This is a genomic window from Proteus sp. G2669 (genome assembly GCF_009915245.1).
Classification (GTDB): Bacteria; Pseudomonadota; Gammaproteobacteria; order Enterobacterales; family Enterobacteriaceae; genus Proteus.
Window position 1 is genome coordinate 1 of sequence record NZ_JAABLX010000045.1, and the last position, 22755, is coordinate 22755.

The window sequence follows — 22755 nt, forward strand, 5'->3', positions numbered from 1 at the left end:
GAGCCGAAGCCAGTCGAAGATACCAGCTGGCTGCAACTGTTTATTAAAAACACAGCACTGTGCAAACACGAAAGTGGACGTATACGGTGTGACGCCTGCCCGGTGCTGGAAGGTTAATTGATGGGGTTATCCTTAGGGAGAAGCTCTTGATCGAAGCCCCAGTAAACGGCGGCCGTAACTATAACGGTCCTAAGGTAGCGAAATTCCTTGTCGGGTAAGTTCCGACCTGCACGAATGGCGTAATGATGGCCAGGCTGTCTCCACCCGAGACTCAGTGAAATTGAACTCGCTGTGAAGATGCAGTGTACCCGCGGCAAGACGGAAAGACCCCGTGAACCTTTACTATAGCTTGACACTGAACATTGAGCCTTGATGTGTAGGATAGGTGGGAGACTATGAAATGTGGACGCCAGTCTGCATGGAGTCAACCTTGAAATACCACCCTTTAACGTTTGATGTTCTAACCTAGGTCCATAATCTGGATCGGGGACCGTGTCTGGTGGGTAGTTTGACTGGGGCGGTCTCCTCCTAAAGAGTAACGGAGGAGCACGAAGGTTGGCTAAGCATGGTCGGACATCATGCGGTTAGTGCAAAGGCATAAGCCAGCTTGACTGTGAGAGTGACGGCTCGAGCAGGTACGAAAGTAGGTCTTAGTGATCCGGTGGTTCTGAATGGAAGGGCCATCGCTCAACGGATAAAAGGTACTCCGGGGATAACAGGCTGATACCGCCCAAGAGTTCATATCGACGGCGGTGTTTGGCACCTCGATGTCGGCTCATCACATCCTGGGGCTGAAGTAGGTCCCAAGGGTATGGCTGTTCGCCATTTAAAGTGGTACGCGAGCTGGGTTTAGAACGTCGTGAGACAGTTCGGTCCCTATCTGCCGTGGGCGTTGGAAGATTGAGAGGGGTTGCTCCTAGTACGAGAGGACCGGAGTGAACGCACCACTGGTGTTCGGGTTGTCATGCCAATGGCATTGCCCGGTAGCTAAGTGCGGAAGAGATAACCGCTGAAAGCATCTAAGCGGGAAACTTGCCTCGAGATGAGTCTTCCCTGTCACCTTGAGTGACCTAAAGGAACGTTTAAGACTAAGACGTTGATAGGCTGGGTGTGTAAGCGTAGCGATACGTTGAGCTAACCAGTACTAATGAACCGTGAGGCTTAACCTGACAACACCGAAGGTGTTTTGTCTGAGAGACAAAGAGTAGATGAAGTAAGCTTGTTTAAGATTGAATATTGCTGGTTATTGCGTAGAGATACAAAATAACGGGTGATTAAACAGAATTTGCTTGGCGGCCATAGCGCAACGGTCCCACCTGATCCCATGCCGAACTCAGAAGTGAAACGTTGTAGCGCCGATGGTAGTGTGGGGTCTCCCCATGTGAGAGTAGGGAACTGCCAGGCATTAAATAAGACGAGAAAGCCAACCCAATGGGTTGGCTTTTTTGCGTTTGGAGTTTTTTATATAGCTTATATGCTAGTCGATAATTCATTGAATTTAATAATCGATATATAGAAAAAAATAAAGCTAAAAATGTTGTTACATTCCTCAATTGATCTTTAAAATAGCCACTCTTAACGCCATTAAATCCTATTTATGGCATTCAATTAGTAAGATCATCACCGTATCAAGCATCTAATATTACTTAATTTGATACCTAGAGTTATTCTTTTCTGTTTTTATTATCTCAAACAGATCTTATTAGAAATAGATAATGAAGGTATAAACACACTCTTTATTATTAAGTGTATTTCTTATTTAGATATTTTTGATGAGGATATTATTGAGGTTCCTGCTCTTCTGAACTTAATAAATCATAGTTTAAGAGGTTTTTATTCCCATCAATAACCATTATTGGTGATTTCGGCTGATAGCATTCTTTTAATGGTGAATAACATTTTTTTGGTGAGTTATGTTCTATACCAAGCCAACTACTTAATAGCCAATAGTTATTTACCGTCGAATAAGGCTCATTCAACGCTTCATCATTAATAACAGGTTTAATAGATGATGAGCTATACCAAATGAACAAAGGAATGTCGTAAGCTTCTTTACGCGGTGTATTTACACCATGATGATAACGAATCTCTCTATTCTTATCGAGGCGCTGTAAAGCATGATCTGCAAAGTAGAGAATAGATGCGGGTTTATCTTTTACTTTTTCAATAATGTTATTAATTAATTTATCTGTATAAGCGATAGAGCTGTCATAACAATTATCATCTTCTTGTTGTGTGAATTTTTTAAAATCTTGATTTGGAAATCGGTTACAAGCAGGTTCATGACTACCATAAGTATGCAAAATAATAAATTTTTTCTGTGTAGATGGTTCATTGAGTGCTTTATCTAAATAAGGAAGTAGTTCTTCATCATAACCAATAAAATCATTCCACTTTTTATTCTGTGCCATATTTGCAATGACCGAGATTACACTTGTTTTTTGATTCCCTTCCCCTTGGTTACTTAGCCAATAAGTTTTAAATCCAGCATGATTAGCAAGGGAAACAATATTATCAGCGTAATGATTTTTATCCTGTAACTGCTCTAACCCTATATTTGAGAGAGAAATTGGTACAGAAAGAATGGTTACTGGGGCTGGAGAGTAAACATTCTTAAAAAGAATTAGATTGTTTTTCTCTTTCATTAAATTTGGAGTTGTATCATGAGGATAACCATAAATACCTAAATGGTCACGCCGAACAGATTCCCCAATAATAAGAATATAAATATCTGTATTATTATCTTTTTTACTATATTGATAATTAACTTTTTGAGAAGCTATTCTTTTTATTTGACGATTTTCATGAAACGTTCTAACCAGTGCTGCTGCATTATAAAAAGGTGTATTTAAAAGAGTATATTCAGAGATTAATTTAGTATTGTTATCATTTCTTAATGCTAGGTTTTTATATATAGGAATAATTGCTATTAATATAACGATTGCAATAACACTATTTATTGTGGTTTTTAAATGAGAAAATCGAGCGCTTTTATGGATAAGAAAATAATAAATAGAGAAGCTACATATATAAAATAACACGTAATATTTATTATAAGAAAGCATACCAACAGTCTCACTGCCGTTAGTATTTATAAACGTTTCTGCGATAGAAGAGGAAAATGCAATGTCGTGTTCACGATAGAAAAATAGAGAAATAGACAGATTTAAAGACCATAGCGCGCTAATTATAAATGTTACTATTTTTCCCAGAATTGAACGATAAATTCCACTACACATCAGCATAAGTAGCCAACCAATGAGAACAATATAAATCTTTTGTTCTATATACAACGTTGAGCCACCAAGTATTGCTGGTGTTATAGATAAAAGAAATAAAAGTGTGTAATAAGTTAGTCGAGACATAATCTATTTAAAACTGTCACCTCTTCTTATGTAGAACAAAAAGTTAACCATTTACCTTTTGACAATACAAGGCTTGTTTGACTGAAATGTGTCTGAATTTGGTATTATTACGACTTTTCTAGCTTTTTTGTATTATAAATAAAGTTATAAAGTGAATAAATAATAATGATTTTATTTGTAATGTATTGATTTTATTTTGTTTTTATTTTCTTTTGTGATAAGGAGCTAATAAACAGCAAGTTATTAAAATAAACGTATAGATATGTATTTAAAAATTAGATTTATTCTAAATAAGTAAAGGGGATAAATATATTTGGATTGTATAGCAATAAAATAAAAGTGCCCTTCTTTATTATAAAAGAATGAGCACTTTTATCGTAAATTATCAGTGGGTTTTATGACTCTTAGTGATCTTTGCCTTGTTCAATTCCTAAGCCAATTTGAGAGCGAATAAATTGTGCTTGAAACTTCACTTTTTCTTGCTCACCTAAAGATGATTTATCTGTAATTGAAAAAAACCATGAAACAACAAAAGCAACTACCATTGAAAATAATGCTGGATATTCATAAGGATAGATAGGTTTTTCATGACCTAAAATGCTGACCCAAATTGTTGGCCCTAAGATCATTAATGTTACGGCTATTAATAAACCAGACCATCCCCCAGCTACAGCGCCACGTGTTGTTAGTCCTTTCCAATACATTGATAGCAAAATGATTGGGAAGTTACAGCTTGCGGCTATTGAGAAAGCGAGTCCTACCATAAAGGCAATGTTTTGCTTTTCAAATAGTATCCCTAAACCTATAGCGACTATCCCCAATATTACAACAGTTACTTTAGATACATTAAGCTCTTTACGTTCATCTGCATGACCATTTTTAATTACGTTAGCATAAAGATCATGAGAAACCGCGGAAGCACCAGCTAAAGTCAACCCTGCAACAACAGCTAATATAGTGGCAAAAGCAACCGCAGAGATAAAACCAAGGAAGAAATTACCCCCAACAGCATCAGCAAGATGAACTGCTGCCATGTTTGTGCCACCAATTAGAGCGCCAGCGGCATCTTTGAACACAGGATTAGGGCTAACGAGTAGGATAGCGCCGAAACCAATGATAAAAGTAAGAATATAGAAATAGCCGATAAAACCTGTTGCATAGAAGACACTCTTACGGGCTTCTTTGGCATCACTAACTGTAAAGAAGCGCATGATGATATGAGGGAGCCCTGCGGTACCAAACATTAATGCAAGACCTAAAGAAAGTGCAGAAATAGGATCAGAGACTAAGCCTCCTGGGCTCATAATTGAGGAGCCTTTTGAATGCACATTTACAGCTTCTTTAAATAAAGTGTTGAAATTAAAATCTACCGTTTTCATGACCATAACAGCCATAAAACTTGCACTAGCGAGTAATAAAATAGCTTTGATGATTTGTACCCAAGTCGTTGCTAACATGCCACCAAATAACACATACAACACCATGAGAATACCAACGAGTACCACAGCAATATGATAGTTCAAGCCAAAAAGTAGCTCGATTAGCTTTCCTGCGCCGACCATTTGTGCAATCAGATAAAGAGCCACCACTACTAAAGAGCCTATAGCAGAGAGTGTTCTAATCGGTTTAGGGCTTAATCGGTAAGAAACAACATCAGCAAAGGTATAACGTCCTAAATTACGTAAACGTTCAGCAATAATAAAAAGAATAATCGGCCAGCCGATGAGGAATCCTATTGAATAAATCAGACCATCGTAACCAGAAGTATAAACGAGAGCGGAAATCCCTAAAAAGGATGCTGCTGACATAAAATCGCCTGCAATAGCCATCCCATTTTGAAATCCTGTTATTTTTCCTCCAGCTGTATAATAGTCTGAACGTGAACGAGTACGTTTAGAGGCCCAATAAGTGATATAAAGTGTTAATCCAACAAATATCAGAAACATAATAATAGCCTGAATATTCATCGGTTGTTTCTCACCACCTTCTGTTATTGCAGCAGCATAAACAACGGTTGAAGAGAGGAGAAATAGGCTTATTGTGTAGAGTAATTTGCTCATTTTTCTACCTCTTCAATAATCTCGTTTGTCAGTTTGTCGAACACTGTATTGGCTTTTACAACGTAAATACCAGTTAATAAAAATGAAGCAATAATTAACCCGATGCCAATAGGAATACCTCGTGTAATGTAGCTACCCTCATACAAGGGAGTTCCTAGCCATTGTGGATAGAAGGCGATAAGTAAGATAAATGAAACATACATAACGAGTGTAATAATTGAAAGTGTCCATGAAAAACGACTACGTTTTTTAACCAGTTCTTTAAAGCGAGGGTTATTTTCTATCTCTTGATAAATATTGGCATTCATCAGAGTTCTCCTCTATATAATTGTTTGGTTGATCACTTGATTTAGAGGCTTAAATCCCCCGCATTCCATGATTTTCAGGTAAGAGAGCTTAGCAAAGGCATTTTCATGCCTTTGCATTGTCGTATCACGTTTTTAAATGACAGTTATATTGCTGTGTTAAGCAGTAAGTGATAGAGACTGTTTTTCTTCTAACAGTTTCTCTACAACACCTGGATCGGCGAGTGTTGAGGTATCTCCGAGGTTAGTTGTGTCACCAGAGGCAATTTTACGCAAGATACGGCGCATAATTTTCCCCGAGCGCGTTTTGGGTAAAGAATCTGTCCAGTGAAGAATATCTGGTGTTGCAATTGGTCCTATTTCTTTACGTACCCAGTTACGGACTTCTGTATAAAGCTCAGGCGTTGGCTCTTCACCATGATTTAACGTGACATAAGCATAAATAGCCTGTCCTTTAATATTATGAGGAATACCCACTACTGCGGCTTCCGCAATCTTAGGGTGAGCGACGAGGGCAGATTCTATTTCTGCTGTTCCTAAACGGTGGCCTGAAATATTCAAGACATCATCAACACGTCCTGTTATCCAGTAATCACCATCTTCATCACGGCGAGCACCATCACCAGAGAAATACATACCTTTAAAGGTTGAGAAGTAAGTTTGTTCAAACCGATCGTGATCACCAAAAAGTGTTCTTGCTTGACCTGGCCAAGAATCAGTAATCACTAAGTTACCTTCACAAGCTCCTTGTTGTACTTCTCCCATATTGTCGACAATAGCAGGTTGAACGCCGAAGAAAGGGCGTGTTGCTGAACCTGGTTTTAGATCCATAGCTCCCGGCAATGGAGTTATCATGAAACCACCGGTTTCTGTTTGCCACCATGTATCAACAATCGGGCATTGGCTACGTCCCATTTTCTGATAGAACCATTCCCAAGCTTCCGGATTAATAGGTTCACCTACAGAGCCAAGAATGCGTAGAGAGGTGCGTTGAGTACCTTCAATCGCTTTATCGCCTTCAGCCATTAACGCACGAATTGCGGTAGGGGCTGTGTAGAGAATATTGATTTGGTGCTTATCAACGATTTGAGCCATACGGTTAACTGCTGGGTAATTAGGTACACCTTCAAACATGACTGTTGTTGCACCATTTGATAGCGGGCCATACAGTAAGTAGCTATGCCCTGTTACCCAACCTACGTCAGCAGTACACCAATAAATATCACCTTCATGATAATCAAAGGTGTATTTAAACGTCATTGAAGCATAAACAAGATAGCCTCCAGTGGTATGTAACACACCTTTAGGTTTACCTGTTGAACCCGATGTGTACAGAATAAAGAGTGGATCTTCAGCATCCATAACTTCTACATCACACTCAGTACTTACACCTTGAATAATTTCATCCCACCAAATATCACGACCTTCAATCCATTGTTCTGTATTTCCTGTTCGGCGAAGTATAACAACATGATTAATCGGCGGAATATCCGCGTGATTTAATGCATCATCGACATTTTTCTTTAGAGGGATAGCACGGCCTGCGCGCAAGCCTTCATCAGCAGTGATAACTAATTTGGCTTTCGAATCAATGATACGACCAGCAACGGCTTCTGGTGAGAAACCACCAAAAATAACAGAGTGGATTGCACCAATACGAGTACAAGCGAGCATAGCAACTGCTGCTTCAGGTACCATCGGCATATAAATCGCCACAACATCGCCTTTTTTAATTCCTAGATTTTTTAATACATTAGCGAATTGGCAAACATCTTGGTGGAGTTGTCGGTAAGTGATTTTTTTCGACTCATTAGGTGAGTCACCTTCCCAAATAATTGCAGTTTGATCACCCCGTGTTTTAAGGTGGCGATCAAGGCAGTTTTGGCTGATGTTTAGCTGTCCATCTTCAAACCAGCGAATGCGTACGTGGCCTGGGTCAAATGAAGTGTTTTTTACCACAGTATATGGTTTTATCCAGTCAACAATCTTCCCTTTATCTGCCCAAAAGGCCTCAGGGTTTTTGATAGATAATTCATAGTCTTTTTGGTATTGCTCTTTATTGATCAGGGCATGTTCTGCAATGCTTGCAGGAATATGATGTTGGTTTATTTTTGTCATAATAGTTCTCCTCACTATTGTTAATACTATGTCAAAAAGTCGTTAACAAAAGAGGGGGGATTAAAATTGTTTCTTTTTTGCGCAGAAGATCACGAATTAATGGAAATGCTTTTCATGGAATGTTCAATTAGTGCTAAAGCAAGCTGTGCATTATTTAGCTGTATTTATCTTGTTTAATAGAATTATTATTTAATAAAAGGCTTTTAAATTAAAACAATATACTGTGAAAATTAATTAACGAGTGCTGAATAAAAAAACCACAAAAATAATATGGATATGATAATGATTTTCATTAACGTTTTTTTCACTATAATGAAATGAAAAGATAAATCACATGATGTGATCCAAGATAAAACAGCACTGGAGATTAATATGAGCTATACATTACCTGCACTGCCTTATGCTTATGATGCGTTAGAACCTCATTTTGATGAGCGTACAATGGAAATTCACCATACTAAGCATCATCAAACTTATGTAAATAATACCAATACTGCATTAGAAAAATTACCTGAACTTGCTGGCTTAGATATTGATGAGCTAGTTAAAAACCTTCATAAAGTGCCTGCAGATCAACGTACATTCTTACGTAATAATGCGGGTGGCCACTCAAATCACTCTTTATTTTGGAAAGGTTTAAAATTAGGAACTCAATTACAAGGTTCACTAAAAGAGGCGATTGAACGCGATTTTGGTAGTGTTGATGCTTTTAAAGAGTTATTTGAAAAAGCAGCAGCTAGCCGTTTTGGTTCAGGCTGGGCATGGCTGGTATTAAAAGAGGATGGTAAGTTAGCCGTTGTTTCTACAGCCAACCAAGATAGCCCATTAATGGGTGAAGAGTTAGCTGGTGCATCTGGCTATCCAATTGTTGGATTAGATGTGTGGGAACATGCTTATTATTTGAAATATCAAAACCGTCGCCCTGATTATATCAAAGCGTTCTGGTCAGTTGTGAACTGGGATGAAGCGCAAAAACGTTTTCAAAGCAAAGCATAATTGAATTGATAATTTCTGTTCTATTTTAAATGCCGACAATTGTCGGCATTGTTTATTTTGAACACTCTCTTTACTATGGGTCATTGTTTTCTGTTTAGGTAGTGAGCCATGCGTTATTTTCCTAGTGTTTTTATCGGCAACATCACAACAACATCTAATGGATTTACCAGTGCGATCACTAAAAGGCTGGTGGATGGTCATATCAAACTCACTTCGCTGGGATTAGAAGGTGATGAGCAAGCAGAAAAGAGTTTTCACGGTGGCCCTGATCGCGCACTTTGTCACTATCCTAAAGAACACTATCGTTATTGGGCTGAGCAATTCCCACAATTGACTGATTTTCTTCATGCTCCAGCATTTGGTGAAAATATCTCAACAACCGGCATGACTGAAGAAAATGTTTTTATTGGTGATATTTACCAATGGGGAAATGCTTTTATCCAAGTCACACAACCTCGCTCTCCTTGCTATAAACTTAATACAGTGACTGAAGTCAGTAACTTTTCGCAAATTATGCAAGATAGTGGCTATTGTGGTTGGTTATATCGTGTTGTGAGTACAGGAGAAACAGGTAGTCATCATCCTCTTGTCTTGGTTTCAAGAAACAGTGATGTCTCTGTTAAAGAGGCGATTTCAATTGCTTTTCATATGCCCTTTGATGAAGAACTTTATCGTCGTCTATTAAGTGCCGCAGGGTTATCTGCGAGTTGGAGTAAGACTATGCAGTTAAGAATGCAAAATCAAACCATTGAGAGTTTTAATCGGCGGTTATTTAAAGAATAAAAAAAAACACCTCTCTAAAAATAGGAGAGGTGTTTTTTATGTATTAAAAGAAAATCACGGATGAGCAATAAACCCGATTGCGTTATAAACCTTGTCTAAGGTTGCTTGAGCGCGAGCTTTAGCTTTATCTGCACCTTCTTTCATTATTTTATTAAGCAGAGCATCATCATTACGGAATGTGTTAAATCGTTCTTGAATGTTGGTTAGCATTTCAGAGACCGCATCTGCGACAGCGCCTTTTAGATGACCGTACATTTGGCCTTCAAATTCAGCTTCTAATTCAGGAATAGTTTTACCTGTTACACCCGCTAAAATATCCAATAAGTTAGATACACCCGCTTTATTTTCAAGATCGTAAATAACACGAGGTGGCTCTTCTGAGTCAGTCATTGCACGTTTGATTTTTTTAGCTGCCGCTTTTGGATCTTCAAGCAATGCGATAACGTTATTACGGTTATCATCAGACTTAGACATCTTTTTAGTTGGATCTTGTAATGCCATAACACGCGCACCACCTTTTGGAATAAAAGGATCTGGTACAGTGAAGATATCGCCATAAATAGCGTTAAAACGCTGAGCAATATCACGACTTAATTCAAGATGTTGTTTTTGGTCAATACCAACAGGAACTTGATTTGTTTGATAAATAAGAATATCTGCTGCCATTAATACAGGATAATCAAATAATCCGGCGTTAATATTTTCAGCATGACGGGCTGATTTATCTTTAAATTGAGTCATACGGCTCAATTCACCAAAATAGGTGTAACAATTGAGTGCCCAGCTTAATTGAGCATGTTGTGGAACATGTGACTGAACAAAAATGGTGCTTTTTTCTGGATCAATACCGCAAGCAAGATAGAGTGCCAGCGTATCTAGCGTTCTTTTTCTTAATTCTTTTGGATCTTGACGAACTGTAATGGCGTGCTGGTCAACGATACAGTAAATGCAGTCATAATCATCTTGCATTTGTACCCATTGACGTAATGCACCCATATAGTTTCCGATAGTTAACTCACCAGAAGGCTGTGCACCACTGAATACAATTGGTTTTTTTGCCTTTTTTTCTACTGAAGTCGTCATGTTAGTTCTATTCCACAGTTGTCATTGGCGTGATGTCGAGGATTGAAAGCAAATCAGCAAAATTATCAAGAGTATAATCAGGTTTGCTATCTGCGATAGATACGCCGTAGTTATAGCCATAGGTTAAACCTACGCAAGGGCATTGTGCCTCTTGTGCTGCAATAATATCGTTGCGAGAATCCCCAACAAAAAGGAGTTCTTCCTTTTTAACACCAAATGTACCCATTGTTAAATATAATGGTGCTGGATGCGGTTTTTTTTCTTTAACATCGTCTCCTCCTAGCACTAAGGAAAAATACTTATCAATTTCCAGTTGCTGTAATAGTGGAGCGATAAATGGTGACGGTTTATTGGTGACGATACCTAATGGAATATTATGTGAAGCTAATACTTCAAGCGTTTCTTTAACGTGCGGGAATAAATCACTGCCTGTTTTGACGGAAGTTGCATAATGTTCATCAAAAAGATCACGCATCTCTTTTAATAAGGTTTCAGTGACATCCTCAACGCCAGCATTATGCAAAGCACGCGTAAGTAGCATATCAACGCCATTACCCACCCAGATAGTGACGTTATGTTTTCCAGCAGGAGGAAAGCCTTTTGCTTTTAATGCGTAATCTGTTGCTTCTGTAAGCCCTACTGCGCTGTCGGTGAGTGTGCCATCGAGATCAAAGGCGATAGCACGGATACCTTTGAGTTTTTTATCTGTCATTACGATACCTTCTTTAATTCACGGCGCATATTGTCGATAACATGTTTATAGTCAGGCTGATTGAAAATAGCAGAGCCAGCAACAAACATATCTGCACCCGCTTGGGCAATTTCAGCAATATTATCGACTTTGACACCGCCATCAATTTCTAAACGAATGTCATAACCACCATCATCAATCATCTTACGAACTTGGCGTAATTTATCGAGAGTGTTAGGAATAAATGATTGGCCACCAAAACCTGGGTTAACAGACATCAGCAGGATAAGATCTAATTTATCCATAACATAGTCGAGATAGTTTAATGGGGTTGCTGGATTAAGCACTAAGCCTGCTTTACAACCACAATCTTTGATTAATTGAATGGTACGGTCAACGTGGTCACTGGCTTCTGCATGAAATGAAATATAAGTTGCGCCTGCTTCTGCAAAATCAGGGATGATGCGATCAACGGGCTTTACCATTAAATGAACATCAATAGGTGCAGTAATTCCATAGTTACGTAAGGCTTTGCATATCGGTGCGCCAAACGTCAGATTTGGAACATAATGGTTATCCATGACATCAAAGTGGACAACGTCAGCACCCGCAGCAAGTACTTTTTCAGTATCTTCACCAAGGCGTGCAAAATCAGCAGATAAAATAGAAGGGGCAATCAGAAAATCTTTCATCGCATTCTCCTGACAACACTCCCATTGTCGGGAGGTGTTAACGATTATTTATATAAGGCAAGTAATTCGTTCACTTTGCTACGACCAAGTGTGTTGCTACTGATTGTTCTTCTGACTTTCACACTGTGTAGCTCTTTTGCGTCTACATACCACTCTTTTGTTAACGCAGTCTCATGATTTGATATTAACACGGGTATCTGTCTCTCGTAAGCCAGCATTGAGGCAAGTTGAGCCAGATGTTCCTGCTCTTGAAAACTAAAGCTATTTGTATGGTATGACGTGAAATTTGCAGTTGGTGATAATGGCGCATAAGGCGGATCACAATAAATGACGGCACCTTTTTCTGCATTTGTCATGGTTGATGAATAGCTTTGGCAAACAAATTTAGCTTTTTGCGCTTTTTCAGAAAACCAAATTAACTCTGTTTCAGGAAAATAAGGTTTTTTGTAACGGCCAAAAGGGACGTTATATTCACCTTTGGAATTATAACGACATAACCCATTGTAGCAATGACGGTTAAGATAGAGAAATAGAACACTACGCTGATAAGGATCAGTTGAGCGATTAAACTCTTGTCGTAGTTGATAAAATTCCTCTGCGATATTCATTTGAGGGGTAAATAACAAGCGAGCATCCTTCATAAATTTTTCAGGATGTCGCTTTACCGTATTATAGAGATGAATTAGATCACTATTTATGTCGGCAAGAATATATGAATCGTATTCTGTATTTAAAAAAACAGAACCAGCACCCATAAAAGGTTCAATTAAACAGTTACCTTCAGGCAGATGACGTTTAATGTCATCTACCAAAGGATACTTACCACCAGCCCATTTTAGGAATGCGCGCTTTTTTTTCATGCCGTCCAAATTTCTCAATCGTTTCAGAGTCGCCGATTGTACTCTGTTTCAGACAGCATATCAGCGGTGAACCTCGTCTTAATTATTTTTTTAGATCCTGATGAACATGTTTCATCGGTCTAACCCAAGGTTGTTTCGCTTGTACCGGTGCAGGTAATGAAGAAACAGCCTGTTTAGCTTCGCTTATATTACGATAGTTACCATAGATGAGTACATACCAAGGGTTACCATTACGCTGAGTTTTATAGATAGCGTAGTTTCCATTGAGGTTCTTTTTAGCGAAAGCTTCTAAGGTATCTTGGCGACTTGCACCACTTAATTGCAATGTATAATTTGAAGCTGGAATAGAACTTAAATTGCCAGCAGATAATGAGCCTGAAACAACCGGTTTAGTAGCGGGTTTAGATTGTGTTGTTGCTGGAGGTGTTACCGGCTTTGTTGGCGGTGTTTTTACTTCAGCAGGTTTTTGTACTGGTTGCACTGGCTTGGTTGCTGGTGGCTGTGTCGCTGGCTGTACTGGTTTTGGTTGTTGTGAATTTAATTGCTGCTGTTGACCAGTCACTTGGTTTATACCTGCTTGTTGTTGATTTAAAGAATCAACAATATCACCAGGGATCTCAACACGTTGACCTTGTGAATCAATCATAGGTGGTAAATTTTGTGAAGGGGGTGTCACTGATTGGATTTCTTGTCCAGAAATAGCTTGAGGTGTTGATGGCTGACCATTTTCTGTAGGTGTAACGGATGACGGTTGTTGAGACAGATCGATATTTCTTTCTGTTCCAGTTGGTGACGTAGGTTCAGTTGTTTCTGGTGATTTTAATGCAGAGCTGATTGCAATAATTAACAGAATAAGCACTAGGACACCTACACCAATCATCATCTGTTGACGGGATACAGAGAAGCGTGCATTTTTTAATGGGTTGCTACGAGGTCGGTTGGTTCGACGTTCAGGTCTATCCGATGTATCAGGTTTGAGTGAATTATCACCCTTAATTTCATTATCAGGTTTGAACTCGTCCATTATGCCCTCCGTCAGAGCGTCAAAAAGCGAAAAATATTCTATTCAGCCTTAGCCATTACCTCATAGTATAAGGATGAAACGCTTTTTCTGAAACGTTGCATTTGACAATATTAACCAGAATTATCCTTAAGTAGGCATTCTGGTTTACTTCTAGTCAGGTAATGGGGAGCTTAATTTGCATTAATGCAAGATGTTATCGCTTTGTGGACTTGTTCGCGAGAAATATCCGCACGTAATTCAGATTGACCGATGCCTTTTGGTAAAACGAGGTGCAGTTTGCCACCAGAAACCTTTTTATCTCTCATCATATGAGGTAAATAGTCATCAGGTGTCATTTCTACAGGGCCATTGACGGGGAGATTTGCTTTCTCAAGTAATTGAATAACACGTTGTGTTTCTTCTTCGGTAAATTGACCAAGGGCTTGAGAGGTTCTTGCCGCCATTACCATACCTGCTGCAACCGCTTCACCATGCAACCAAACACCATATCCCATATGAGCTTCAATAGCGTGCCCATAAGTATGGCCTAGATTGAGTAATGCACGTAAGCCACTGGTTTCTTTTTCATCTGCGGCGACAACTTCAGCTTTTAGCTCACAGCAACGACGGATGCAAAAAGCCATAGCTTTAGGGTCAAGCGCCAAAAGTTTATCAATATTATTTTCAAGCCAGATAAAGAAGTCTTTATCTAAAATGATGCCATATTTTATAACTTCAGCTAAACCAGATGAAAGTTCACGAGGTGGTAATGTGGCAAGGCAATCGAGATCAATGATGACAGAAGCTGGTTGGTAAAAAGCACCAATCATATTCTTGCCAAGAGGGTGATTAACTGCTGTTTTTCCGCCAACAGATGAATCAACTTGTGATAACAACGTAGTAGGAACTTGGATAAAGCGAACACCACGTTGGTAACTTGCTGCCGCAAAACCAGTTAGATCACCAATAACACCTCCGCCTAATGCGATAAGTGTCGTATCTCGATTGTGATTTTTTTCTAATAATGCAGTAAAGACATCGTTCATGATTTCAAGCGATTTATATTGTTCGCCATCAGGTAAAATCACGCTATCAACCAAAACACCTTGTTTTTTTAAGGTGTTTGTTACCTTTTCTAAATAGAGAGGAGCAAGCGTTACATTCGTAACTATCATAACTTGCTGCCCTGATTTTAATGGTAAAAAGGTATCAGGTTGATGAAAAAGGCCAGAAGCAATGGTAATGGGATAGCTTCTTTCACCTAATGTGACAGTGATTTTTTCCATAACAGTGGCCTTCTTCTTATTGTCTTTACTTAACCTTATAAATAGTTGAATTAGTTTTGTTCTAATAATTCAATTATTTGATTGGCTACAATTTTTGCACTCTGATCATCAGTATGAATTGTGATGTCAGCAATCTCTTCATAAAGAGGATTACGTTCTTCAGCTAATGTCTCTAGGACATCACGCACAGGTTCAACACCTTGCAATAAAGGACGTTTTTTATCACGTTGGGTTCGAGCGAGTTGCTTTTCAATGTTTGTTTCTAAATAAACAACCACACCACGTGCAGATAGTCTGTTACGGGTTTCTCGCGATTTCACCGAACCGCCACCTGTAGCAAGTACAATGCCTTGCTTTTCAGTGAGTTCGTTGATTATTTTCTCTTCTCGTTGACGGAAGCCTTCTTCGCCTTCTACATCAAATACCCAACCTACATCCGCACCTGTACGCCGCTCAATTTCCTGATCGGAATCATAAAACTCCATACTAAGTTGTTGAGCTAACTGACGACCAATAGTGCTTTTGCCGGCACCCATAGGCCCAACCAGAAAGATATTACGTTTCTCTGCCATGTTTTTGGTATTACTAAGATATTCGTTAATGATAACCCGCCCCGCCAAATTCATTCAGCGACGGGACCTAAACTGAAATTTATGAGTGTTTATCTAATTCACACCTGATAACATTTGTTATCTACTCTCATAATAAGACTGAGTTCTTTCAGTAGATCGCTATAAAATAACCACATGCTGTTGCAAACAACAACATAGGATAAAAATCCCTTTGCCTACAGTACATAACAAAAACTACTAAAAAAAGTAATCATCTTTGTTGGCAACGCGAAGATTCTAACACAATTTAGTCGGAAAACCGCATCTGATAATATTGTCTTTTTCGTCATCAAGCGATCAATATTACATATAAAAAGCCCTACCTCCAAGAATAGAGGAAGTGCATAAAATGTATCCGTATTATCATTGTGATGTTTCAGGTCCACTCAAATTAGCTAACCCTTGTAAGCTAAATCGTCCTCATCGTCAAATCTATAAATACTGATTATAAGAAAAAACAATGAATAACTCTCAGTTTAATCCTAGTAATAAATGGGTAACTCTTTGTATTTTGATGAAAAAATTTTTATCACATAAAAAGTTAGATTAATTTGGGTGTAATAAAAATAACCAATTCATGGCGACTGTGCTGATCTCTTTTATGGCTAAAAAGTACCCCTAATAATGGGATAGATGATAATAAAGGGATTTTTGCTGTATGCTCTTGCTGCTTTTGTTGAAATATTCCTCCTAACATAATGGTTTCTCCATCATTAATCGTGACTTCTGTACTGATCTCTTGCTTGTCGATAGAAAGGTGTTCACTACCACCTTGAACAAGGGCGATACCAGGTGTGTTTTGACTGATTTTAAGTATTAACCTTATTTTTTTATTTCTCTGAATAATTGGGGTGACTTCCATCCCTAATACAGCCTCCTTAAATTGAACACGAGTGGTTTCATTATCTCGGCTGACATAGGGAATTTCCGTTCCTTGTTTTATTGAGGCCGTTTTCTCATGAGCCGCTGTTAGTCTTGGACTTGCAATAATTGATAGCTGTTTTTCTTGTTCTAATGCACTTAACTCAAGTTCTAATAGGCGACCATTAATCCTAGCGATATTAAAGGCAATATAGTGAAGTGGGTTTTTGGTATTTTGATGAAGTGATAATGCAGACAGTGAAGGTATTGATAAAGCAGAGTTAGGAGATGTCGGCGTAGTACTAGGTATTGTTGATATTGCTTCAGTATTTGTAGTTTTTAATGCTTGCAAGCCCCATTGGGTACCTAATTCATTTAACGCTTCTTGACTGCTGCTGACGATATGCGCCGTGATATGAACTTGTTGTTGTGGAGTATCTTTTAATTTTAGCCAATCTGCGATTTCAGAAAGTGCTTTGTCATTATCGACAATTGAAAGACTATTAGAGTCACTATCAGCAATAACCCGGCCTTGTTTACTCAATAATGGGATTGCATAAGTGCTAAGTTGCTTCGCTAATGTATCTGCATCAGCATAATTTAACGGATAAAGTCGATGGTGTAATTGTTCAGTTTGCTGTGTGTCTGTCCATGGTTCTTCAGTGGGTGTTGGTAGTGTCTTTTCATGATTAATGACATCAGGAACGTCAGGGAAGAATGGATCTCTCAAGTGAGCAAAAACACAAGTTGTCATGCATAGCATCATAAAGAAAACCAATATTTTCATGATATGCCACCTTGTTCTAATGAGAGTCCTTTTAGTGCCATCAATGTGATTTGAACAGAAAGTAACTCTGTTTTTATTGGAATAATATTGAGCGAGATAAGTAATAGTCCTGTTTGATTAAGGTGTTCGAGTAAAGTTAACAAGCGTGTATAAGACAAATTAAAAGTGAGCTTATATAACGAATTAGGGGCTTTTTCCCAAGTTTCAGGGATGAAATGATAAGTAATAAGTAGGTGTTGTAGTTGTTCAGGGGTTGATGGATTATTTAATGAAATATGATAATCAGCTTGTTGTGCAATAAGTGATTCAAGTGATGGTGGCGTCTCTAACATCTTTTGATAATGATGAATACGAGAGAGCCTTTGGGTTGTTTCCACTTGTTGTTGAGTTATTTCTTGCTGATAACCAGTATAAATAAAGAAGTAGTAAAGTAGAAAAATAGTAAAAGGGATTGTTAAGCTCAGTAATGTTATTTGCCACATTGCGAGAGAAACTACAAATTGTAACCATTGCACATTTATCTTCATGGTACTTCCTCGACATCTTTTTTATTCCACGGTTCGTCGATTTCCCATTTTCCTGTTAAATGCACTTCAGTATAGGACGGGGAGATTTTGCTTTGTTGTAAATAATCCAATGATAGGGTGGCAAGAATGGGATGGTGTTTAAAATGGGTTATAAAAGAGAGCGATTGTGTTTTGGGTAAAATAAGATCCAAAGAGTGGCGATTATCAGTATCAGAATAATGACTTATCCATACAGAAGCTGGGAGATAAGCTTCAATAGCCTGAAAAAAACGTATGTAATGTAAATAACGTAACCAATTTTTATAATAAAGCGAATAGCGCTGAGAGTATAAGTTGGTTTGTTTTTTCTGTTGTTGATAAATGTTGAATTGTTCGAACAAATCCTGTTCTTGTTGCTGTATTTGAATGTGTAATGCTGAGGTGGTATCTCGCTTTTGCACTAAGTGATAGGTGTAATAACCGCAAATTATCAGTGTGATAGTGATAAAAGCTAATGTTTGATAACCCCATATTGAGATTTTTTTTCTAAATAAATTGTGGCGCCAAGGTAGATAATTTACTTGATACATGATTTCTCCCAAGGGCGTAATGCTAAACCAAGAGCGATCAAAGAAAGTGTGTTTTCTCTTGTATTTGGTTGAAATAAATAATGGGAAAAGTCAGGCCAAAGAGGCATTGAATGGCTAAAATGTGTCGCATTATCGCCAGCAAAATAGCATTGTTCTTTAGACCAATTGTATTTCTCTATTAACTGATAAATAGCGGTTTGTTGTTCTTGCTGGTCTTGATAAGGAAGCGTGCCGTAATGGGGCATTTCATCATCAGATGAAACCCAAAATAGCGAGTTGTTTTTACAGTAAATAAGTTTGTTTTTAGGTGAGATATTAAGGTAAGTGGCTAAATAGCGTAGTGCACACGCGGGCAAATCTATCGCAGAGAGTGTTAAGTTTATTTGGGAAAATAAGGTTATGTACTTATCTAATACGATCTTATGACACAAATGAATAGCGAGTTTGCCGTTATTTTGCCGATAGTCAAAATTAACAGGGTTTTTTGTATTTTGTGTGTAAGATGTGGCTCGTAATTGTGCTAACCGATAACATGCTGCCGATGTAAGGGAAATAAGCAGTGGTAGTGGGATAGTCTGATAGCTTTCATAAATATCGGGTAATGAGAGAGTAATATTGTTAATAAAAGGGAGATCCTTGCGCCAGTTTATTAAGATATTTCTTAATTTTGTATCATCTGCATCGTCATTGAGAGGTAAAGGGAATTGCCAAAATGCGCTGATCTTCCATTGTTTATTCTGCTGAAATACCAAAACAGCATTGATATGATGAGTGTTAATTTCAATACCAATCTGGTAATTGTGTGTTTCCATAAATGATATCCATATCTATTGATGAGTAATTGCCTATTTTCAAAGAGGCGTTACCTTTATACTACGCACTGTTTGTTTATAAACCGCCCAATTCACACTACATGGGAAATTTAAGGTGAAGTTCTTAAAATATTTTTTCATCTTCGTTTTTGCTTGCATAATTTTGGGAGCAGCCTCGATATACGGTATGTATAAGTATGTTGAGCCTCAGTTACCCGATGTCGCGACATTAAAAGATGTTCGTTTACAAACCCCTATGCAGGTTTTGAGTGCAGACGGAGAATTAATCGCGCAATACGGCGAAAAACGTCGTTTACCGCTAACACTAGAGGAAATGCCTCCTCAATTAATTAATGCTTTTATCGCAACCGAAGATACCCGTTTTCGTGAGCATCACGGTATCGACCCCATTGGGATCTCGCGTGCGGTAGTTGTCGCATTAACATCAGGACAAGCTTCTCAAGGTGCAAGTACCATTACGCAACAGTTAGCACGAAATTTCTTTTTAACACCTGAGAAGAAATTAATGCGAAAAGTTAAAGAAGCCTTTTTGGCTATTCGCATTGAAAAAGAGTTAACCAAAGATGAAATTTTAGCACTGTATTTAAATAAAATTTATCTGGGTAACCGTGCTTATGGCGTGGGGGCTGCGGCTTATGTTTACTTTGGTAAAAGTGTGCATGATCTTAGCCTTAATGAAATGGCAGTCATTGCTGGTTTACCTAAAGCACCTTCTACACTAAATCCACTCTATTCTTACGATCGTGCCTTAAAACGCCGTAATGTTGTGTTACTGCGTATGTATGAAGAGAATTACATCACTCGTGCACAATATGAAAGTGCTAGAGCTGAGCCTATTGTGGCGAAATATCATGCACCTCAAATTGATTTTTCCGCCCCATACCTCACTGAAATGGTGAGAATGGAGATGTATGAGCGCTATGGTGAAAATGCTTATACTGATGGCTATAAAATTTACACTACTGTTATTCGTAAAGATCAATTAGCAGCAGAAAAAGCCTTACGCGACAATGTGATTGATTATGATATGCGCCATGGCTATCGCGGTGCTCAAGAAGTTCTTTGGAGTGAAGGGCAAACGCCTTGGGATAATGATGCGATCAGTAAGAAATTAAAAGAAATTCAAACTTATGGGCCATTGATTCCAGCCGTTGTGTTATCTGCAGATGCTAAAGAAGCGAAAGTGGTTTTAAAGAATGGCGATAACATTACCTTAGATTTAAAAGCAGTTCGTTGGGCTCGTAAGTTTATTTCAGATACTGCTCAAGGCGCGACACCAACAAAAGTTGATGCAGTAGTTAATGTTGGTGAGCAAATCTGGGTTCGTCAAAATAATGATAACAATTGGGTATTAGCGCAGCTTCCAGGTGTTAATGCAGCATTTGTTGCATTGAATCCTCTAAATGGTGGGATTATTGCCCTTGTCGGGGGATTTGATTTTGAAATCAGTAAATTTAATCGTGTTTCGCAATCATTACGCCAAGTAGGTTCGAATATTAAACCTTTCTTGTATGCTGCCGCATTAGATAAAGGCTTAACTTTGTCTACCTTACTTAATGACTTACCTATTAGTCGTTGGGATGCGGGGGCTGGTACTGATTGGCGACCTAAAAATTCACCACCAACTTACGCAGGTCCTATCCGTTTACGTCAAGGATTAGGTCAATCTAAAAACGTGGTGATGGTACGTGCAATGCGCGCAATGGGTGTGGATTATGCTGCTGATTATCTCTTACGTTTTGGTTTCCCTAATCAAAATATCGATAGAACAGAATCTTTAGCATTAGGATCACCATCATTTACACCAATGCAAATGGTACGTGGTTTTGCTGTAATGGCGAATGGTGGATATTTAATTGAACCTTACTATATCCAACGTATTGAAAATGCAGAAGGTGAAGTGCTGTTTACTGCAGAGCCAAAAGTAGCATGTCCAGACTGTACAGATATACCGGTTATTTACGGCGACACCATGCGTTCTATCGCTCTATCTGATGACTATATGGAAAACGTTGCTCAATCTAATAAATCACAGCCTGTGGATGCAGCTCCTGAAATTGAATTAGAACAAGCTCCGTTAGCAGAGACTGTTAAAGAAAGCCCTTACGCACCACACGTTATCAGCACACCACTGGCTTACTTAATGCATGATGCATTAAGAACAAACCTTGTGGGTGAGCCCGGATGGTCTGGTACAGGTTGGCGAGCCGTTCGTGATCTAAAACGCCAAGATATTGGTGGTAAAACAGGAACAACCAACAGTTCTAAAGATGCATGGTTCTCGGGTTATGGTGCGAATATTGTTGGTACCGCTTGGATTGGCTTTGATGATAGTAGCCGTAACTTAGGACGTACCGCGGCCAGTGGTGGTGAAGCAGGTGCTAAAACAGCGCAACCTATTTGGAATGACTTTATGAAAGTCGCACTTGATGGTGTGCCTGTGAATATGATGCCAGCACCAAAAGGTGTTGTTGCTGTTCAAATAGATAGAAGAACGGGCAAACTCGCCGGTGATGGTCCTTCAATGAAAGAGTATTTTATTGAGGGTACACAACCTACAGAAAGAGCAAAAAGCGAAGTGGGAACACAGATTTTTGAGGATAATGGCGAATCTAACGAATTATTCTAATTAATCGATAAAAACCGGATGTAAAAATCCGGTTTTTATTATCTATTTATTTACTCAGTAAATAGCGCTGCGCGAGAAAGAGGGCACTGACACTACGTGCTTCAGTAAAATCGGGATGATCCAGTAAGTCCATCATTTTAGCGATAGGCCAACGTACTTGAATTAGTGGTTCAGGTTCATCGCCTTCCAGTTGTTCAGGGTAAAGATCATGGGCAATGACGATATTCATTTTGCTGGAAAAATAAGAAGGAGCCATAGAAAGCTTTGCTATTTCTGTTAAAGAGTGGGCACCATAACCAATTTCTTCTTTGAGTTCTCGGTTTGCTGCTTGTAAAGCATTTTCGCCAGGATCAATGGCGCCTTTAGGAAAACCGAAGTCATAATTTTCGATACCGACAGCGTATTCACGAATAAGGATAAGGTTGTCATCAATGATCGGAACAATCATAACGGCTTCACGGTTTGCTGGTTTCATGCGTTCATAAATGCGTTTTTCCCCGTTACTGAACTCCAGATTAACGGATTGGATCTGAAATAATCGAGAACGGGCGATGTTATCAATGTTTAATATATTGGGTTTTTTAAGTTCTTTCATAACAGCCCCTGGCAGAATAGAGATTAACCTGAATTTAACACATTAATGACAAAATAAATCTAACAATTAGATTTAGCTTTTAAGTGAAAATTGAGTACACT

Annotated in this window: 19 protein-coding genes and 2 rRNA genes; 5 read left to right on the forward strand and 16 right to left on the reverse strand. The window is 38.6% G+C overall.

Going from position 1 to position 22755, the window contains the following annotated elements; translation table 11 throughout:
• Together GWI68_RS12015 and rrf are read left to right on the forward strand one after the other, a co-directional pair.
• A 23S ribosomal RNA gene (locus GWI68_RS12015) occupies nt 1-1169 on the forward strand; the annotation flags it as partial.
• A gap of 119 nt (nt 1170-1288) precedes the next feature.
• A 5S ribosomal RNA gene (gene rrf, locus GWI68_RS12020) occupies nt 1289-1404 on the forward strand.
• A gap of 377 nt (nt 1405-1781) precedes the next feature.
• On the opposite strand, the gene GWI68_RS12025 is transcribed toward rrf, so the two are convergent.
• From GWI68_RS12025 to acs, 4 genes are all read right to left on the reverse strand, one after another.
• Entirely contained in the window at nt 1782-3365 is a 1584-nt protein-coding gene (locus tag GWI68_RS12025) for a phosphoethanolamine transferase (RefSeq protein ID WP_166540429.1), read from the reverse strand.
• A 404-nt stretch (nt 3366-3769) separates the two neighbouring features.
• Complete coding sequence (locus tag GWI68_RS12030) at nt 3770-5425, reverse strand: cation acetate symporter (RefSeq protein ID WP_166540430.1); 1656 nt, start codon at nt 5423-5425, stop codon at nt 3770-3772.
• Nucleotides 5422-5733 carry a DUF485 domain-containing protein gene (locus tag GWI68_RS12035; RefSeq protein ID WP_109410228.1) on the reverse strand — a complete coding sequence of 104 codons (312 nt, stop codon included), beginning with the start codon at nt 5731-5733 and terminating at the stop codon, nt 5422-5424. The genes GWI68_RS12030 and GWI68_RS12035 overlap by 4 nt, the downstream gene beginning before the upstream one ends.
• 156 nt (nt 5734-5889) lie before the next feature.
• Nucleotides 5890-7848: an acetate--CoA ligase gene (gene acs, locus GWI68_RS12040; RefSeq protein ID WP_166540431.1), complete on the reverse strand. Its 1959-nt coding sequence runs from the start codon at nt 7846-7848 to the stop codon at nt 5890-5892.
• Between the two features lie 372 nt (nt 7849-8220).
• On the opposite strand from acs, the gene sodA reads away from it, so the two are divergent.
• A complete protein-coding gene (gene sodA / locus GWI68_RS12045; protein WP_166540432.1) occupies nt 8221-8844 on the forward strand; it encodes a superoxide dismutase [Mn] in 624 nt (207 codons plus the stop codon).
• 108 nt (nt 8845-8952) lie between these two features.
• Entirely contained in the window at nt 8953-9627 is a 675-nt protein-coding gene (yiiM, locus tag GWI68_RS12050) for a 6-hydroxyaminopurine reductase (RefSeq protein WP_166540433.1), read from the forward strand.
• A 54-nt stretch (nt 9628-9681) separates the two neighbouring features.
• Here yiiM and trpS read toward each other — a convergent pair whose 3' ends face one another.
• From trpS to GWI68_RS12105, 11 genes are all read right to left on the reverse strand, one after another.
• Nucleotides 9682-10710, reverse strand: a complete 1029-nt coding sequence (trpS, locus tag GWI68_RS12055; protein WP_166540434.1) for a tryptophan--tRNA ligase — start codon at nt 10708-10710, stop codon at nt 9682-9684.
• Between the two features lie 7 nt (nt 10711-10717).
• Nucleotides 10718-11422 carry a phosphoglycolate phosphatase gene (locus GWI68_RS12060; RefSeq protein WP_109409936.1) on the reverse strand — a complete coding sequence of 235 codons (705 nt, stop codon included), beginning with the start codon at nt 11420-11422 and terminating at the stop codon, nt 10718-10720.
• Entirely contained in the window at nt 11422-12093 is a 672-nt protein-coding gene (rpe, locus tag GWI68_RS12065) for a ribulose-phosphate 3-epimerase (RefSeq protein WP_006534381.1), read from the reverse strand. The genes GWI68_RS12060 and rpe overlap by 1 nt, the downstream gene beginning before the upstream one ends.
• A gap of 44 nt (nt 12094-12137) precedes the next feature.
• The gene (gene dam, locus GWI68_RS12070; protein ID WP_166540435.1) at nt 12138-12953 is read right to left on the reverse strand and encodes an adenine-specific DNA-methyltransferase; all 816 of its coding nucleotides are present in this window, start codon (nt 12951-12953) and stop codon (nt 12138-12140) included.
• 82 nt (nt 12954-13035) lie between these two features.
• The gene (locus tag GWI68_RS12075; RefSeq protein ID WP_166540436.1) at nt 13036-13977 is read right to left on the reverse strand and encodes an SPOR domain-containing protein; all 942 of its coding nucleotides are present in this window, start codon (nt 13975-13977) and stop codon (nt 13036-13038) included.
• Nucleotides 13978-14147: 170 nt separating this feature from the next.
• Nucleotides 14148-15242 (reverse strand): 3-dehydroquinate synthase, encoded by a 1095-nt coding sequence (aroB, locus tag GWI68_RS12080; RefSeq protein WP_166540437.1) that lies wholly within the window; start codon nt 15240-15242, stop codon nt 14148-14150.
• Between the two features lie 50 nt (nt 15243-15292).
• Nucleotides 15293-15814: a shikimate kinase AroK gene (aroK, locus tag GWI68_RS12085; RefSeq protein WP_036914409.1), complete on the reverse strand. Its 522-nt coding sequence runs from the start codon at nt 15812-15814 to the stop codon at nt 15293-15295.
• Nucleotides 15815-16394: 580 nt separating this feature from the next.
• Complete coding sequence (gene pilQ / locus GWI68_RS12090) at nt 16395-17501, reverse strand: type IV pilus secretin PilQ (protein ID WP_166540438.1); 1107 nt, start codon at nt 17499-17501, stop codon at nt 16395-16397.
• Nucleotides 17498-18028: a hypothetical protein gene (locus GWI68_RS12095; protein WP_166540439.1), complete on the reverse strand. Its 531-nt coding sequence runs from the start codon at nt 18026-18028 to the stop codon at nt 17498-17500. Before GWI68_RS12095 ends, pilQ begins: the two co-directional genes overlap by 4 nt.
• Nucleotides 18025-18597 carry a fimbrial assembly protein gene (locus GWI68_RS12100; protein WP_166540440.1) on the reverse strand — a complete coding sequence of 191 codons (573 nt, stop codon included), beginning with the start codon at nt 18595-18597 and terminating at the stop codon, nt 18025-18027. Before GWI68_RS12100 ends, GWI68_RS12095 begins: the two co-directional genes overlap by 4 nt.
• Nucleotides 18585-19409 carry a hypothetical protein gene (locus tag GWI68_RS12105; protein WP_166540441.1) on the reverse strand — a complete coding sequence of 275 codons (825 nt, stop codon included), beginning with the start codon at nt 19407-19409 and terminating at the stop codon, nt 18585-18587. Before GWI68_RS12105 ends, GWI68_RS12100 begins: the two co-directional genes overlap by 13 nt.
• 115 nt (nt 19410-19524) lie before the next feature.
• Between GWI68_RS12105 and mrcA the strand changes: the two genes are divergently transcribed.
• A complete protein-coding gene (gene mrcA / locus GWI68_RS12110; RefSeq protein WP_166540442.1) occupies nt 19525-22059 on the forward strand; it encodes a peptidoglycan glycosyltransferase/peptidoglycan DD-transpeptidase MrcA in 2535 nt (844 codons plus the stop codon).
• A 46-nt stretch (nt 22060-22105) separates the two neighbouring features.
• Here the strand turns inward: mrcA and nudE are convergent, their stop codons facing one another.
• Nucleotides 22106-22654, reverse strand: a complete 549-nt coding sequence (gene nudE, locus GWI68_RS12115) for an ADP compounds hydrolase NudE (RefSeq protein ID WP_166540443.1) — start codon at nt 22652-22654, stop codon at nt 22106-22108.
• Between the last annotated feature and the right edge of the window lie 101 nt (nt 22655-22755).

Coding starts and splice junctions, on each gene's coding strand:
- GWI68_RS12025 (WP_166540429.1), bottom strand. CDS start 3,365: ATGTCTCGACTAACTTATTACACACTTTTATTTCTTTTATCTATAACA.
- GWI68_RS12030 (WP_166540430.1), bottom strand. CDS start 5,425: ATGAGCAAATTACTCTACACAATAAGCCTATTTCTCCTCTCTTCAACC.
- GWI68_RS12035 (WP_109410228.1), bottom strand. CDS start 5,733: ATGAATGCCAATATTTATCAAGAGATAGAAAATAACCCTCGCTTTAAA.
- acs (WP_166540431.1), bottom strand. CDS start 7,848: ATGACAAAAATAAACCAACATCATATTCCTGCAAGCATTGCAGAACAT.
- sodA (WP_166540432.1), top strand. CDS start 8,221: ATGAGCTATACATTACCTGCACTGCCTTATGCTTATGATGCGTTAGAA.
- yiiM (WP_166540433.1), top strand. CDS start 8,953: ATGCGTTATTTTCCTAGTGTTTTTATCGGCAACATCACAACAACATCT.
- trpS (WP_166540434.1), bottom strand. CDS start 10,710: ATGACGACTTCAGTAGAAAAAAAGGCAAAAAAACCAATTGTATTCAGT.
- GWI68_RS12060 (WP_109409936.1), bottom strand. CDS start 11,422: ATGACAGATAAAAAACTCAAAGGTATCCGTGCTATCGCCTTTGATCTC.
- rpe (WP_006534381.1), bottom strand. CDS start 12,093: ATGAAAGATTTTCTGATTGCCCCTTCTATTTTATCTGCTGATTTTGCA.
- dam (WP_166540435.1), bottom strand. CDS start 12,953: ATGAAAAAAAAGCGCGCATTCCTAAAATGGGCTGGTGGTAAGTATCCT.
- GWI68_RS12075 (WP_166540436.1), bottom strand. CDS start 13,977: ATGGACGAGTTCAAACCTGATAATGAAATTAAGGGTGATAATTCACTC.
- aroB (WP_166540437.1), bottom strand. CDS start 15,242: ATGGAAAAAATCACTGTCACATTAGGTGAAAGAAGCTATCCCATTACC.
- aroK (WP_036914409.1), bottom strand. CDS start 15,814: ATGGCAGAGAAACGTAATATCTTTCTGGTTGGGCCTATGGGTGCCGGC.
- pilQ (WP_166540438.1), bottom strand. CDS start 17,501: ATGAAAATATTGGTTTTCTTTATGATGCTATGCATGACAACTTGTGTT.
- GWI68_RS12095 (WP_166540439.1), bottom strand. CDS start 18,028: ATGAAGATAAATGTGCAATGGTTACAATTTGTAGTTTCTCTCGCAATG.
- GWI68_RS12100 (WP_166540440.1), bottom strand. CDS start 18,597: ATGTATCAAGTAAATTATCTACCTTGGCGCCACAATTTATTTAGAAAA.
- GWI68_RS12105 (WP_166540441.1), bottom strand. CDS start 19,409: ATGGAAACACACAATTACCAGATTGGTATTGAAATTAACACTCATCAT.
- nudE (WP_166540443.1), bottom strand. CDS start 22,654: ATGAAAGAACTTAAAAAACCCAATATATTAAACATTGATAACATCGCC.